At 71.8% G+C, this 13521-nt stretch carries 14 protein-coding genes and 2 riboswitches; of the genes, 8 read left to right on the top strand and 6 right to left on the bottom strand.

What is annotated here, in order from left to right:
- The first annotated feature begins 102 nt into the window (after positions 1 to 102).
- Positions 103 to 203: riboswitch (SAM riboswitch) on the top strand.
- 54 nt (positions 204 to 257) lie between these two features.
- From sfnG to ABCQ75_RS05270, 4 genes are all read left to right on the top strand, one after another.
- The gene (gene sfnG, locus ABCQ75_RS05285; RefSeq protein WP_345883602.1) at positions 258 to 1457 is read left to right on the top strand and encodes a dimethylsulfone monooxygenase SfnG; all 1200 of its coding nucleotides are present in this window, start codon (positions 258 to 260) and stop codon (positions 1455 to 1457) included.
- Positions 1457 to 2890 (top strand): O-acetylhomoserine aminocarboxypropyltransferase/cysteine synthase family protein, encoded by a 1434-nt coding sequence (locus ABCQ75_RS05280; RefSeq protein WP_345883600.1) that lies wholly within the window; start codon positions 1457 to 1459, stop codon positions 2888 to 2890. Before sfnG ends, ABCQ75_RS05280 begins: the two co-directional genes overlap by 1 nt.
- Complete coding sequence (locus ABCQ75_RS05275; protein WP_345883598.1) at positions 2887 to 3384, top strand: CoA-binding protein; 498 nt, start codon at positions 2887 to 2889, stop codon at positions 3382 to 3384. Before ABCQ75_RS05280 ends, ABCQ75_RS05275 begins: the two co-directional genes overlap by 4 nt.
- Positions 3385 to 3573: 189 nt before the next feature.
- Positions 3574 to 4977: an NAD-dependent succinate-semialdehyde dehydrogenase gene (locus ABCQ75_RS05270; protein WP_345883596.1), complete on the top strand. Its 1404-nt coding sequence runs from the start codon at positions 3574 to 3576 to the stop codon at positions 4975 to 4977.
- A 77-nt stretch (positions 4978 to 5054) separates the two neighbouring features.
- On the opposite strand, the gene ABCQ75_RS05265 is transcribed toward ABCQ75_RS05270, so the two are convergent.
- From ABCQ75_RS05265 to ABCQ75_RS05240, 6 genes are all read right to left on the bottom strand, one after another.
- The gene (locus ABCQ75_RS05265; RefSeq protein WP_345883594.1) at positions 5055 to 5375 is read right to left on the bottom strand and encodes a putative quinol monooxygenase; all 321 of its coding nucleotides are present in this window, start codon (positions 5373 to 5375) and stop codon (positions 5055 to 5057) included.
- Between the two features lie 50 nt (positions 5376 to 5425).
- Positions 5426 to 6049 carry a tetratricopeptide repeat protein gene (locus ABCQ75_RS05260; RefSeq protein WP_345883591.1) on the bottom strand — a complete coding sequence of 208 codons (624 nt, stop codon included), beginning with the start codon at positions 6047 to 6049 and terminating at the stop codon, positions 5426 to 5428.
- 93 nt (positions 6050 to 6142) lie between these two features.
- The gene (locus ABCQ75_RS05255; RefSeq protein WP_345883590.1) at positions 6143 to 6871 is read right to left on the bottom strand and encodes a M23 family metallopeptidase; all 729 of its coding nucleotides are present in this window, start codon (positions 6869 to 6871) and stop codon (positions 6143 to 6145) included.
- Between the two features lie 7 nt (positions 6872 to 6878).
- Positions 6879 to 7041: riboswitch (cyclic di-AMP (ydaO/yuaA leader) on the bottom strand.
- Between the two features lie 135 nt (positions 7042 to 7176).
- Complete coding sequence (locus ABCQ75_RS05250; protein ID WP_345883589.1) at positions 7177 to 8244, bottom strand: hypothetical protein; 1068 nt, start codon at positions 8242 to 8244, stop codon at positions 7177 to 7179.
- A complete protein-coding gene (locus ABCQ75_RS05245) occupies positions 8241 to 8798 on the bottom strand; it encodes an RNA polymerase sigma factor (protein WP_345883588.1) in 558 nt (185 codons plus the stop codon). The genes ABCQ75_RS05250 and ABCQ75_RS05245 overlap by 4 nt, the downstream gene beginning before the upstream one ends.
- A gap of 211 nt (positions 8799 to 9009) precedes the next feature.
- Positions 9010 to 10296, bottom strand: a complete 1287-nt coding sequence (locus ABCQ75_RS05240) for an adenylosuccinate synthase (protein ID WP_345883586.1) — start codon at positions 10294 to 10296, stop codon at positions 9010 to 9012.
- 268 nt (positions 10297 to 10564) lie between these two features.
- On the opposite strand from ABCQ75_RS05240, the gene ABCQ75_RS05235 reads away from it, so the two are divergent.
- The 4 genes from ABCQ75_RS05235 to ABCQ75_RS05220 all read left to right on the top strand — a co-directional run.
- Entirely contained in the window at positions 10565 to 11440 is an 876-nt protein-coding gene (locus ABCQ75_RS05235; protein ID WP_345883584.1) for a DUF1206 domain-containing protein, read from the top strand.
- A gap of 41 nt (positions 11441 to 11481) precedes the next feature.
- Entirely contained in the window at positions 11482 to 11838 is a 357-nt protein-coding gene (locus tag ABCQ75_RS05230) for a non-heme iron oxygenase ferredoxin subunit (protein ID WP_345883581.1), read from the top strand.
- A complete protein-coding gene (locus tag ABCQ75_RS05225) occupies positions 11835 to 13106 on the top strand; it encodes an NAD(P)/FAD-dependent oxidoreductase (RefSeq protein WP_345883579.1) in 1272 nt (423 codons plus the stop codon). Before ABCQ75_RS05230 ends, ABCQ75_RS05225 begins: the two co-directional genes overlap by 4 nt.
- A 10-nt stretch (positions 13107 to 13116) precedes the next feature.
- On the top strand, positions 13117 to 13521 hold a 405-nt coding region (locus ABCQ75_RS05220), incomplete at its 3' end, for a FadR/GntR family transcriptional regulator (protein WP_345883772.1).

Here is a 13521-nt window from a genome sequence, read left to right as displayed (position 1 = left end):
GGACCGGACGCGCGCCGTCGAACCTTATTCGGTGACGGCGGACATGACGCGAGTGTGACGAAATAATTTGCATCGTTACACCCGCTCTCGGGAGAATCTCACTGACCATCCCGAGCGGCTGAGAGATCTGGATCTGTGACGCCGCAGCAACCCCGGCCCCGCCCCTGCGGGCCGAAGGGTGCTACCGCCAGAAGCGATGGTGAGCGTCCAGGCCCCGGCCCGCGCTGCACGTCGCGCCCGCATGAAGGAGCGCAGCCATGACCGACCACACGATCGACGTCGAGACCCCCCTCAAGTTCGCCTACTGGGTGCCGAACGTCTCGGGCGGCCTCGTCGTCTCGACCATCGAACAGCGCACCAACTGGGAGTTCGAGTACAACAGGAAGCTCGCCCGCATCGCGGAGGACGCGGGCTTCGAGTACGCCCTGACCCAGACCCGCTACGCCGCGAGCTACGGCGCGGACAAGCAGCACGAGGCCACCTCGTTCAGCCTCGCGCTCCTCGGCGCCACCGAGCGGCTCAAGGTCATCTCGGCCGTGCACCCGGGCATGTGGCACCCCGGCGTCCTGGCGAAGTTCATCATCACGGCGGACCACCTCTCCGGCGGCCGCGCCGCGGTGAACATCGTCTCCGGCTGGCTCAAGGACGAGTTCGTGAACTTCGGCCTCGAATGGCTCGAGCACGACGAGCGCTACGTCCGCACCGAGGAGTTCATCAATGCCCTCCGCGGCCTCTGGACGCAGCAGGGCTACTCCCAGTCCGGGAAGTACTACAACATCAAGGACTTCACCCTGAACCCGGCCCCGCTCGACATCCCCGGCCGCGCGCACCCCGAGATCTTCTTCGGCGGCAACTCGACCGCCGCGCAGGCCGCCGCAGGCCGCACCGCGGACTGGTACTTCTCCAACGGCCGCGACCTCGAGCCGTTCAAGGACAACATCCGCGGGGTGCTGGCCGCGGCCCAGGACGGCCGCAAGGCCCCCCAGGCCCCGCGCTTCGGCCTCAACGGCTTCGTGATCGCCCGCGACACGGAGAAGGAGGCGCAGGACACTCTGCGCGAGATCATCGCCAAGGCCCACAAGCCCGCCGTCGAGGGCTTCGCCGCCGCCGTCAAGGAGGCCGGCCAGTCCACCAAGGACGGCAAGGGCATGTGGGAGGACTCCACGTTCGAGGACCTCGTGCAGTACAACGACGGCTTCCGCACCAAGCTCATCGGCACCCCGGAGCAGATCGCCACGCGGATCGTCGAGTACAAGAAGATCGGCGTGAACCTGTTCCTCACGGGCTACCTGCACTTCCAGGAGGAGGTCGAGCAGTTCGGCCGCGAGGTCCTGCCGATCGTGCGCGAGCTCGAGGCGGACCTGGCCCGCAAGAACGGCACCGAGCTCAACACGGACCTCCTTCCCATCACCGTTCCCTCCTCGGCCTCTGGCCTCGAGACCGCGGGCGTGCGCTGATGGCGGAGCGCCAGTTCGGCTTCCGCACGCGCGCCCTGCACGCCGGCGGCACGCCGGACGCGGAGCACGGCGCGCGTGCGGTGCCGATCTACCAGTCGACGTCGTTCGTGTTCAAGGACACGGACGACGCCGCCAACCTCTTCGCGCTGCAGAAGTACGGCAACATCTACTCGCGCATCGGCAACCCGACCGTCGCGGCCTTCGAGGAGCGCATCGCGTCCCTCGAGGGCGGCCTCGGCGCGGTCGCGACGAGCTCAGGCATGGCGGCGGAGTTCATCACGTTCGCCGCGCTGACCCAGGCCGGGGACCACATCGTCGCGTCTTCGAAGCTGTACGGTGGCACGATCACCCAGCTTGACGTGACGCTGCGCCGCTTCGGCGTCGAGACGACCTTCGTGGACTCGACCGATCCGGCGGACTTCGCCGCGGCCCTGCGCGAGAACACGAAGGCCGTCTACACCGAGGTGGTCGCGAACCCCTCCGGTGACATCGCCGACGTGGCCGGCCTCGCCGCTGTCGCCCATGGCCACGGTGTCCCGCTCGTCGTGGACTCCACGCTGACGCCGCCGTACCTCTTCCGGCCGATCGAGCACGGCGCGGACATCGTCATCCACTCCGCGACGAAGTTCCTCGGCGGGCACGGCACCACCCTGGGCGGCGTCGTCGTCGAGGCCGGGACCTTCAACTGGGGCAACGGCAGGTTCCCCACCATGACCGAGCCCGTCCCGAGCTACGGCAACGTCACGTGGTGGGGCAACTTCGGCGAGTACGGGTTCCTCACGAAGCTGCGCAGCGAGCAGCTTCGTGACATCGGCCCGGCCCTGTCCCCGCAGTCGGCCTTCCAGCTCCTGCAGGGCGTCGAGACGCTCCCGCAGCGCATGGACGCCCACCTGGCGAACGCGAAGTCGGTCGCGGAATGGCTCGAGGCCGACCCGCGCGTGACGTACGTGAACTACGCGGGCCTGCCCAGCCACCCGCAGCACGCGTTCGCCCAGGAGATCCTGCCGCTCGGCGTGGGCAGTGTGTTCAGCTTCGGCATCCAGGGCGGCCGCGAGGCCGGCGCGCGCTTCATCGAGGCGCTCCAGCTCGCGTCCCACCTGGCCAACATCGGCGACGCGCGCACCCTCGTCCTGCACCCGGCGTCGACCACGCACCAGCAGCTCACGGCGGACCAGCTCGTCGCAGCCGGCGTCCCCGAGGACCTCATCCGCTTCTCGGTGGGACTCGAGGACGTCGAGGACATCATCTGGGACCTCGACCAGGCACTCACAGCGAGCCAGGCAGCGCACCAGGCGGCGTCCCGGGAGGTCGCGGAACTGGAGGAGGAGTTCGCCGCCCCGACGTACGACGGCGAGGCGTGCTCCCTGCCCGGCGTCACCGGAGCGTCCCTCGCCCCGCGCGGGGGCCGCCAGCAGGAAGGAGGTGCCCAGTGACCGCCGCAGCAGAGCGCACCTGGGTGGGCCCGAGCGCGCCCGAGCGCCAGCGCATCCTGCGCGAGACCACCTCGATCGCCATCGTCGGGGCCTCGGACAAGCCGAGCCGCGCGAGCTACTTCGTCGCGACGTACCTGCTGTCCTCGACGCGCTTCAAGGTCTACTTCGTGAACCCGACTGTCAAGGAGATCCTCGGCCAGCCCGTGTACGCCTCGCTCGCGGACCTGCCCGAGTCCCCGGACCTCGTCGAGGTGTTCCGCCGGCACGAGGACATCCCGGGCGTCCTCGAGGAGGCCAAGTCCGTGGGCGCCAAGACGATCTGGCTGCAGCTCGGCTCGTGGCACGAGGAGGTCGCGGCCGACGCCGAGGCCGCCGGGATGAACGTGGTCATGGACCGCTGCGTCAAGATCGAGCACGCGCGCTTCCACGGCGGCCTGCACCTCGCGGGCTTCAACACGGGAGTCATCTCGAGCAGGCGCCAGCTCCTCTCCTAGCCCCGATACGGGGTCCCGTCCCGCCCAACACGGGCTCCCGTCCCGCCCGCCAAGGACCCCGCATTCGTCGGGACGGGACCCCGCAACGGGAGCACGACGGCGGCGGGTCACCTTCCGCACAGGAGGCGACCCGCCGCCGTCGTGCTTAAGCACAGTGATCCGCGCCACGAATCGGGGCAAGATGGTGCCATGACTAGCAGCGCCCCTTCTCCAGCAGAGCCCGGATACCGCGTCCTCAACCCCGCCACAGGCGAGGTCGTCGAGACGTTCCCCACCGCGACGGACGCAGAGGTCGAGGCCGCCATCGCCGCGGCGCAGTCCGCGTTCGAGGCCTGGCGCGAGACCCCGATCGAGGACCGCGCCAAGGTGGTCTCCCGCATCGCGGAGCTCTTCACCGAGCGCGCCGACGAGCTCGCTGCCATCATCACCGAGGAGATGGGCAAGCCGCTGTCCCAGGCCAAGGACGAGGCCGAGTTCTGCACGGACATCTTCAAGTACTTCGCGGAGGAGGGCCCGTCCCTCGCCGCGGATACGGAGATCAAGACCTTCGCCGGCGGCCGCGCGTTCGTCCAGAAGCTGCCCATCGGCCCGGTTTTGGGCATCATGCCGTGGAACTACCCGTACTACCAGGTGGCGCGCTTCGCGGCGCCGAACCTCATGCTCGGCAACACGATCATCCTCAAGCACGCCGAATCCTGCCCGCGCTCAGCGCTCGCCATCCAGCAGATCATGGACGACGCCGGCCTGCCGAAGGGCGCGTACGTCAACGTCTTCGCCTCGCATGCGCAGATCGCGGACATCATCGCGGACGAGCGCATCCAGGGCGTCTCGCTCACCGGTTCCGAGCGCGCGGGCGCGATCATCGGCGAGCTCGCCGGGAAGAACCTCAAGAAGGCCGTGCTCGAGCTCGGGGGCTCGGACCCGTTCGTCGTCCTCGACGCGGCGGACCCGCGCGCCCTCGCGGACACGGCGTGGGACACGCGCATGGAGAACACGGGCCAGGCGTGCAACTCGAACAAGCGCATGATCGTCATGGAGGACGTCTTCGAGGACTTCGTGGCCCGCCTCACCGAGCGCGCCAGGGCGCTCACCCCCGGCAACCCCGCGGACGACGCCGAGAACACCTTCGCTCCCCTGTCCTCGCGGGCGGCCGCGGAGAGCATCGCCGCCCAGGTCCGGGACGCGGTCGAGAAGGGCGCAACCCTCCACGCCGGCGGGGAGCTCGCGGACGGGGACGCCGCGTACTACTCCCCCGCGGTCCTCACCGGCGTGACGCCCGAGATGCGAGCGTACAAGGAGGAGCTGTTCGGCCCCGTTGCTGTGGTCTACAAGGTCGGCAGCGACGACGAGGCGCTCAGCCTCGCGAACGACACCCCGTACGGGCTCGGAGGCTGCGTCTTCTCGACCGACACGGCGCGCGCCGAGCGGGTCGCCCGGAGGCTCGAGGTCGGCATGGCGAACGTCAACATCGCCGCCGCCGAGGGCGCCGAGGTGCCGTTCGGCGGGGTCAAGCGCTCGGGCTTCGGCCGCGAGCTCGGCCCTCTCGGCATGGACGAGTTCGTCAACAAGCGCATGTACTTCGTCGCGGACTGAGGCTGGTCCCACACGCCTCAAGCACGACGGGACCCCACACCAGACGGGACGGGACCCCACAACAGGGGGCGCGGGGGTCAGCCGACCTGCAGCTCGCCCATCGCGTCCCAGCCACTGCCGTCCACCTGGCGCGAGACGATGCTCGGGGTCCTGGCCAGGCACGGGCGCATGGCCTCGAGGCCGGCGGCGAAGTGCTCGCTCTGGACGTGCGGGCCGGCGCCCTCGTCGGTGAACGCCTCGACCAGGACGTACTCGGCGGGGTTCTCGAGCGAGCGGGACCACTCGAAGAACAGGTTGCCCGGCTCGGCGCGGGTCGACTCGGTGAACTCCCGGACGATCTGCGGGAACGCCTCGGTGTACTCGGGCAGGGTCTCGAACTTCACGACGATGAAGTACATGGCTTCCTCTCTGGTTGGCCTGGGCCTCCGCTGGCGCGCGCCAGTCGGCCTCAGTCTTCGCCCGCGGCCCGGCAGGCCGCGATCCCCTCACGCGCCCACGCTACCTGCGAGGGAGTGCCCACCCTCTCCGCCCACTGCTCGGCGAGCTGGTACTCGACGAGCGCGCGGTGGTTCTCGCCCGCCTCGAGCAGGGCCGAGCCGAGGTTTCCGTGGAGGGTGGCGCACCAGCGCTGCACGCGGGGGGTGTGGGCCCCGGAGGCGTACTCGATCCCGGAGCGGGCCCAGGACTCGGCGTGGTCCGCGTCCGCGATGGCGAGCATGTGGAAGGCGTCGGCCGCGAGGTATTCCTCGCCCAGGTGCTCGCCGAGCTCGGCTGCCTGCTCGAAGAGGGGAACAGCCATGGGGGCCCGACCGGCGGAGTTCAGGAGCCGGCCGCGCTCGAGGAGAACCCGCACGCCGAGGGTCGGGTCCACCTCGCAGTCGATGGCGTCCAGGAGGGCGTCTGCCTCCTCGAACCGTCCTTGGAGCCCGATCGCGCGGCCCAGCTGGGTGGTGAGCTCGGCCCGCTCGACGGAGTCGAACGCGGGATCGAGGGCTGCGGCCCTGAAGGCCGCCTCGGAAGCGGCGGGGTCGTCGAAGTCCCAGAGGGAGTCGAGGGTGGGCTGGTCGAGCATGAGGCCTCCTGGTGGGCGGGCTGGCTCAGTCGGGGGTCAGTTCCCACCCTAGCGGCTGCCGCGCAGGCCGGGGCCCGTGCCCCAGCGGTCGGCTCAGAGGAAGCCCATCGGGTCGACGGTGGTGCCCTTCTCGACCACCTCGAAGTGGAGGTGGCAGCCGGTGGACGCACCGGTGGTCCCGGCCGCGCCGATCTGCTGTGCCGCACCGACCTTCTGGCCCACGCTCACGCCGATCGTGGAGAGGTGGTTGTACGTGGTCTTGAGCCCGTTGCCGTGGTTGACCACGATCCGATTGCCGCCGCCGTACGCGTGCCACCCGGCCTCAACGACCGTCCCTGCAGCGGAGGCGATGACGGGCGTGCCGCAGGCGGCCACGAAGTCAGCGCCGGTGTGCAGGTCCGAGCCGGTGCCGAGCGGGTTGGCCCGCCAGCCGAACGGCGAGGCGAGCTGGAGGGACGCGAGCGGCTTGCCGAGGCCGGCGGGCGTGGTCGGGGCCGCGGCGGAGGCGGCCTTCGAGGACACGGAGCCCTGCGCCTTGACGGCAGCTGCCTTCGGCTTCTTGGCCGTCGCGACGGACGTGCGCGGGAAGTCGAGCTCGGCATCCTGGGACGCGGCGACCTCCGGCTGGGCCTGGAGGGCGGCCTGCTCGAGGCCGGGCGTGCCGGGCATCGCCACGCCGACCAGGCCGGGCGCGGCGCCCAGCGCCAGGAACCCGGCGACGAGGGCGTAGGAGCCGGCGCGGCGGGCGGGCGCGGAGGGGAGGAGTCGGAACGGGCGTGCGGGTTCAGCGCGGCGGCGGCCGCGCAGGCGTGCGGAATCCATAGTGAGCCTCTCACGCCTGCGAAGTTAGCTGTCGGGTTCGGCAGAGGTATGAGCCGGCACGCGCGGTATGACCGCGGGTGCTTCACCCCGGCGCGCGGTGGGCACGCAATGGGTCCCCCGCCCCTGCCTCAGGGAGAACGAGAAAGCACAGCCGTCGGCAGGGTTCGGCGGAACGGCGGCTTGCGAGCCCGGGTGCGGGCGTCGAGAAACAAGCCTAGCTGGCCGATATCGGAAGTTACAAATCCGTTATCGATCTGGCCGCAAGCCGCTCGTGCTGATGTGATATGGGCAACCGACCGCTGCTCTCAGGCGCGGTGCTTTCCGCCCTTCAGGCGCGAGCCCAGCGCATCGACTGTGGCTTCAGCGCGGTGGCGGGCGCCCTGATCTGAGGCCGCCGGCTGCGGGGCGGCCGGCTGCCGTGCGCCCGGCTGCGGGGCGGCCGGGCGCGAGAGGGCCGCGGCAGCCGTCACGAGGGGCCTGTCGCCCACGCGGGCGCGGAGCGTCCCCGCGACGACCCGGAGGTCGGCACCCGACGATGCCACGAGGGTCCCGCGGGCGGCGCCGCCTGCCTTCCTCGAGACCGCCTGCTCCTCGTCCGGCACGTCCGCGAGGCCGCTCTGGCTGCCGGACGGCTCGGGCTGGTCAAGCGCCGCGGCGCCCTCGGCGGGCGCCTGCGCCGCTGTGGGCAGGGACACGTCCGCACCGGCACCGCCTGCGGCCGTCCCGCCGGCGCCGTCAGCAGCGGGCGCTGCAGCCTGCGTCCGCTTCGCGGAAGCGGACGACGACGCGCCCTCCTGGTCCGTGGGCGGCGCCTGCCGCGCTGCGGCGGCCCGCGCGGAATCGGCCGGCACGGAATCGGCCGGCGCGGAATCGGCCGGAGCGGCCGCGGCGCCTGAAGTCCCGGCCTGCGCGGACCCGGAACGCGCGGATCCGGCGTGCGCCGTTCCCGCACCGTCCGGTGAGAACAGGTCCAGCCCGGGCCCGCCGGCCGCCACCGTTGTGACGCCGAGGCCCATGCCCGCCACGACCGCGGCGCTGATCATCGCACCGCGGTGCCGCTTGACCGTCCGCGGCCTGGCAGCGGCAGCGGCGAAGCTCGAGGCGGTCCGGACAGCGGCCTCTGCGCGCAGCGCGGCCACACGGGAGATCGGGACGAGCGCTGTGAGGTCCTCGACAGGCGCGGCACCCTCGGCAGGGCATGCCGCATCGGCTGCCGCCGCTGCCTCGAAGAGCCGGGCGAGATCGCCCGTCGGCTCGGGGGCGGAGGCGGGACGGAGCGCGGTGAGGCCTTCGAGCGCGCGCCGCAGCCCGGCGTCGTGCTCGAGACCTGCCTCGGCCATGACGGCTTTCACCTGCGAGCGTTCTGTGCTCATCGGATCCACTCTTCCTCGGACACGTGCTCGCGGAGGGCCTTGAGCGCCCTGCGCTGGAGCTGCTTCACTGCCCCCGGTGTCTTCTTGAGGACAGCTGCGACTTCGTCAATGCTCAGCTCGGCCACGATGCGCAGCATCAGCACGTCCCTCTGATCGCCCGCGAGCCGGCCGATCAGGAGCTCGGCGTCCGTCTGGCCAGCGGCCACGAGTGCCTCGCTCTCCGCGGATCCCGCTTCGCGGGAGTCCAGGAGAGGGTCATAGTCAACAGTCCGGGGCCGCCGTTCTGACCGCCGGTAGTGGTCGACCACACGTGCGTGTGCAACCGAGAACACGAACGTCCTCACCCCCGCGGCACCGCCCTGGATGCTCGCGACTCGGGGGAGCACCGCGAGGAACACATCCTGGGCCAGGGCCTCGGGATCGTCTATCCCTCGGCCGGCGAGGTAGCCGACGACGGCCGGGGCGAGCGTCCGGTACACGAGCGTGAACAGCTCGTGGTCGGTACGCGCGCCCGGTACGAGGTCGGCGTCGGTGAGTGCTTCGTGCACGTTCATCCCCTGATGGATCCTGAGGCAGGCTGCGGATCATTCTATCCACGCCGGGGGGCTGTCGCAGGGCATAAGGGAAGCCGGGCTGGAACATGATGGGGGACAGATTCCAGCCCGGCTTGCACTTACGTAATCGCCGGGGTGCCTCGAGAGGTTACGCGGTCACGGATTTTTTTCCGGACCTCTTCCGAGGGCGCCCTGCGGCGGTCTCGGAGGCTCAGTCGATGAGGTCGCGGACCACGATCGTCTGGTCGCGGTCCGGGCCCACGCCGATCGCGGAGAAGCGTGTGCCGGAGAGCTTCTCGAGGCTCTCCACGTAGTGCCTCGCGTTGGCGGGCAGGTCGTCGAGGGACGTCGCCCCGGAGATGTCCTCGGTCCAGCCGTCGAAGTACTCGAAGATGGGCTTCGCGTGGTGGAACTCGGTCTGGGTCATCGGCATCTCGTCGTGCCGCATCCCGTCCACGTCGTAGGCAACGCACACAGGGATCCTCTCGATTCCCGTGAGGACGTCGAGCTTCGTCACGAAGTAGTCCGTGAACCCGTTCACACGGGCAGCGTGCCGCGCCAGCACGGCGTCGTACCAGCCGCAGCGGCGCGGGCGGCCGGTGTTGACGCCGAACTCCCCGCCCGTCTTCTGCAGGTACTCGCCCATCTCGTCGAAGAGCTCGGTGGGGAACGGGCCCGCCCCCACGCGGGTCGTGTACGCCTTGATGATGCCGATGGACCTGGAAATGCGGGTGGGGCCGATGCCGGAGCCCACCGACGCACCGCCCGCGGTCGGGTTGGAGGAGGTCACGAACGGGTAGGTGCCGTGGTCCACGTCGAGGAAGGTCGCCTGGCCGCCCTCCATGAGCACCACCTTGCCCTCGTCGAGGGCCTTGTTCAGCTCGTACGTCGAGTCGACGACGAGGGGCCGCAGGCGCTCGGCGAACCCGAGGAAGTACTGGACGATCTCCTCCTCGATCACCGCGCGGCGGTTGTACACCTTCACGAGGAGCTCGTTCTTCTGCTTGAGCGAGCCCTCGACCTTCTGGCGCAGGATCGACTCGTCGAACACGTCCTGCACGCGGATGCCGAGCCGGGCCACCTTGTCCATGTACGCGGGGCCGATCCCCCGGCCCGTGGTGCCGATCGCGCGCTTGCCGAGGAAGCGCTCGGTGACCTTGTCCAGAGTCTGGTGGTACGGGGCCACGAGGTGGGCGTTCGCGGAGACGCGCAGGCGCGAGGTGTCGGCGCCGCGGGCCTCGAGCCCGTCGATCTCCTCGAAGAGCGCCTCGAGGTTCACCACGCAGCCATTGCCGATGATCGGAATCGCGTTGGGGCTCAGGATGCCGGCCGGGAGGAGCTTGAGCTCATACTTCTGGCCGCCGACGACCACGGTGTGCCCGGCGTTGTTGCCGCCGTTGGGCTTCACCACATAGTCGACTCGGCCTCCCAGCAGATCGGTTGCCTTGCCCTTGCCCTCATCGCCCCACTGGGCTCCGACGATCACGATTGCTGGCATGGATTCCTCCCGGGACAGCGCCCACGGCCCGGCTGGCCGTCGGCCTACATGCGAAGGCCCCGGTCTCACTGCGGACAGACTGCGTACTGGGTACTCGCTGCACGTTCAGGCAAGGCGGCCGGGGCTCTTGCCACCCAAGTCTACCGAAGCGCCGCGCCGCGCCGCGAGAATGGGCGCACCGGGCCGCGAGAATGGGGGCACCCCGGCGCGGGTAGAGTCCCGATCACAGCGCCCGCCCCGGGCGCACGACGACGGTGGGAGGCTCTGGATGTCGGATCGCACCGCGGGAGGGCGGACGTCAGGCGCCCACCGGCGCGCCGCGAAGCGGGCCGCGAAGCGGGCTGGCCGCAAGGCGGCGCGCGGCACGGTGCGGGCTGCGCGGTCCCGCGGGGGCCGGTTCCTTGCACGCGGCGGCTTCGCGTTCGTGGGCCTGCTGCACCTGATCGTGGCGTTCCTCGCCCTGCGGGTGGCCCTCGGCGGCCGCCGCGAGCATGCGGACCAGAGCGGGGCCGTTGCCGCGATCGCCGCGGCGCCCGCGGGCCTCGCGCTCCTCTGGGCGGGGGCGGTGTGCTGCGCCGCCCTCGGGCTGTGGTGGCTCAGCGAGGCCGTGCTCTCCTCCCGCCGTGCCTGGGAGGGCCCGTGGACCGTGGTCACCGACGCCGGGAAGGCCGCCGTGTTCCTCGCCGTGGGAGGCCTGTTCGCCTCCTACGCCCTCGGCTCGCGGAAGGACTCTCGGGAGGCCTCGCAGGACCTGACAGCGCTGGTGCTCGGGGCGCCGGCCGGGCAGGCGGCCCTCGTGGCTGCGGGCCTCGCCGTGGTGGGCTCCGGCGTCTACTACGCATGGCGCGGGCTCGCCCGGCGGTTCGCCCGCTCAGAGGTCAGGCCCCACGGCCGCGCCCGCACTCCTGTCCTCGCCGTCGGCGTGGCCGGATACGTGGGCAAGGGCGCGGCGCTCGCGATCCTCGGCATCCTCGTCGTCGTGGCCGCCGTGCGTCTGGACCCGACCGAGCAGACCGGGCTGGACGGCGCCCTCCGGGGCCTCGCCGCCCAGCCGTACGGCACGTGGCTCCTCGGCGCGATCGCCCTGGGCCTCGCCTGCTTCGGCGTCTACTCGATGGCACGGGCGAAGTACGGCGAGGTCTAGCGCCAGCCCCACCTCTGCTGGCCCTCGATAGAGTGGGGCGCATGAGCGAGGGAATCGTCATCGGCAGCACGGAGGACATCGACGAGGGCACGGCGAAGGTCGTGGAGCCCGAGGAGTCGGGCTTCAGCGAGCCCATCGCGGTGTTCCACGCGGACACGGGCTGCTTCTTCGCCCTCAACGACACATGCACGCACGAGGAGGCCTCGCTCGCCGAGGGGTGGATCGAGGGTGAGGAGGTGGAGTGCCCGCTCCACTCCTCGACCTTCAGCATGCGCACCGGCAAGGTGCAGTGCCTCCCCGCGACTGAGGACACCCGCACGCACCGGGTCGAGGTCCGTGACGGCCAGGTGGTCCTCTTCCCCGGCACGGACGCGGACCCCGAGGCCTGCGCCCAGTGACGCCGCCGGCCCGCATCGTCGTCATCGGCGGGGGTGTGGCCGGCTTCAGCGCGGTGCGCGAGCTGCGCCGCCGGGGATTCGACGGCGCGCTCACGCTTCTGGCGCCTGAGGGCCTGCCCTATGACCGCCCGCCGCTGAGCAAGGGGTACCTCGCGGGCACCGAGGACGCCGCCTCGCTGCTCCTCGCCCCTGAGGCCTGGTACGCCGAGCAGAGAGTGGAGGTGCTCGCGGCCCGCGCTGCCGCGCTGCGGCCGGGCGAGGGCGCTGTGGAGCTCGACGGCGGCCGCCTCCTCCCAGCGGACCGGGTCCTCCTCGCGACCGGCGGCGTTCCCCGCAGGCTTCCCGTACCGGGCGGGGAGGCCGCCCTCGTCCTCCGCACGCGTGAGGACGCAGACCGCCTCCGCCGTGCGTTCGTGCCCGGGGCGCTGATCGCCGTCGTGGGCGCGGGCCTCATCGGCGCGGAGGTCGCCTCCGCCGCGCGGGCGGCCGGAGCGGAGGTGACGCTCATCGACCCTCTGGACCCGCCGCTCGCGCCTGCGGTGGGCGAGGCGCTCGCGCGCCGGCTCCACGCCGTCCACGCCGAGCGCGGGGTGCGCACGGTGGCAGGCACGCCGGTCGCCATCGAGGGCGGCACGCACCCCGGCGCGCCGGGCGGCGCCGCCCACCGCGTGGTCCTCGCCGACGGGTCCTCCGTGCCCGCGGATGCGGTCGTCGCAGGCATAGGGATCGCCCCGGACACGGCGCTCGCGGAGGCGGCGGGGATCGAGGCCGACGGCGGGGTCCTCGCCGACGCATCCGGTGCCACGTCCCTTCCGGCCGTCTTCGCCGCGGGCGACGCCGTCCGGCCCCGCGCCGCAGACGGCTCACCGGCCGCGCGGGTCGAGCACTGGGAGGCCGCGGTCCGCTCGGGCGAGGCGGCCGCCGCCGGGATGCTCGGGCAGGAGCCGACAGGCGCGGCTCCTGGCGCGGGCTCGCCGGCCGGTCCCGGCGCGCCGTGGTTCTGGTCGGACCGGCACGGAAGCCATGTCGAGGCGGTCGGGACGCTCGACCCCGGCCGCTCCCCCGGCGCCCGGACCGTCCTGCGCGAGCTGGACGGTGTCCCGGTCGCGGCGTTCCTCGTGGCCCGGGACGGGCACCTGCTCGGAGCAGCCTCGGTGGACGCTCCGCTCATCGTGCGGGCCGCGCGGCGCATCATCGACCGGGGCATCGTGCCGGACCTCGCGCGGCTCGCCGACCCCGCGGTGGACCCGCGCCGCCTCACACGCTGACTCGCCTCGGATCCACGGCACCACCGACGCCTCGCTCACGGAGCTGCGCATCGCCGTCGAGCCCATTGCAGCAGCAGGCGCGGCGCACCGGGCGACCCCTGACCAGAGCGCGCAGCTCTCCACTCTGGCGGCACAGATGCGCTGGCTCGGGGAGGCCGGCGACCTGGACGCGTTCCTTGCCGCAGACATCGCCTTCCACCGGCTGATCCTGGGCAGCTGCGGCAACGAGATGTTCGCTGCGCTGGACGACATGGTGGCCGAGGTCCTCACGAGCCGCACCCGGCAGGGCCTCATGCCGTTCCATCCGAGGATACGCGGCGGAGTCTCGGGCACGCACACCAGCGGCGGCCGGCTTCCCTCGAGAAGCCGGCCGCCGCCGGCGTCGGTTTGCGTAAGCGCCGCGGGTGCCGCCGCA

It is taken from the genome of Sinomonas halotolerans, assembly GCF_039615075.1.
Classification (GTDB): Bacteria; Actinomycetota; Actinomycetes; order Actinomycetales; family Micrococcaceae; genus Sinomonas; species Sinomonas halotolerans.
The sequence above is the reverse complement of the archived record's forward strand: the minus strand, read 5'-3'. Positions and strand labels throughout refer to the sequence as shown.

Excerpts from the sequence above, each read along its gene's own strand:
- sfnG (WP_345883602.1), top strand. The coding sequence starts at position 258 with ATGACCGACCACACGATCGACGTCGAGACCCCCCTCAAGTTCGCCTAC.
- ABCQ75_RS05280 (WP_345883600.1), top strand. The coding sequence starts at position 1,457 with ATGGCGGAGCGCCAGTTCGGCTTCCGCACGCGCGCCCTGCACGCCGGC.
- ABCQ75_RS05270 (WP_345883596.1), top strand. The coding sequence starts at position 3,574 with ATGACTAGCAGCGCCCCTTCTCCAGCAGAGCCCGGATACCGCGTCCTC.
- ABCQ75_RS05265 (WP_345883594.1), bottom strand. The coding sequence starts at position 5,375 with ATGTACTTCATCGTCGTGAAGTTCGAGACCCTGCCCGAGTACACCGAG.
- ABCQ75_RS05260 (WP_345883591.1), bottom strand. The coding sequence starts at position 6,049 with ATGCTCGACCAGCCCACCCTCGACTCCCTCTGGGACTTCGACGACCCC.
- ABCQ75_RS05255 (WP_345883590.1), bottom strand. The coding sequence starts at position 6,871 with ATGGATTCCGCACGCCTGCGCGGCCGCCGCCGCGCTGAACCCGCACGC.
- ABCQ75_RS05250 (WP_345883589.1), bottom strand. The coding sequence starts at position 8,244 with ATGAGCACAGAACGCTCGCAGGTGAAAGCCGTCATGGCCGAGGCAGGT.
- ABCQ75_RS05245 (WP_345883588.1), bottom strand. The coding sequence starts at position 8,798 with ATGAACGTGCACGAAGCACTCACCGACGCCGACCTCGTACCGGGCGCG.
- ABCQ75_RS05240 (WP_345883586.1), bottom strand. The coding sequence starts at position 10,296 with ATGCCAGCAATCGTGATCGTCGGAGCCCAGTGGGGCGATGAGGGCAAG.
- ABCQ75_RS05235 (WP_345883584.1), top strand. The coding sequence starts at position 10,565 with ATGTCGGATCGCACCGCGGGAGGGCGGACGTCAGGCGCCCACCGGCGC.
- ABCQ75_RS05230 (WP_345883581.1), top strand. The coding sequence starts at position 11,482 with ATGAGCGAGGGAATCGTCATCGGCAGCACGGAGGACATCGACGAGGGC.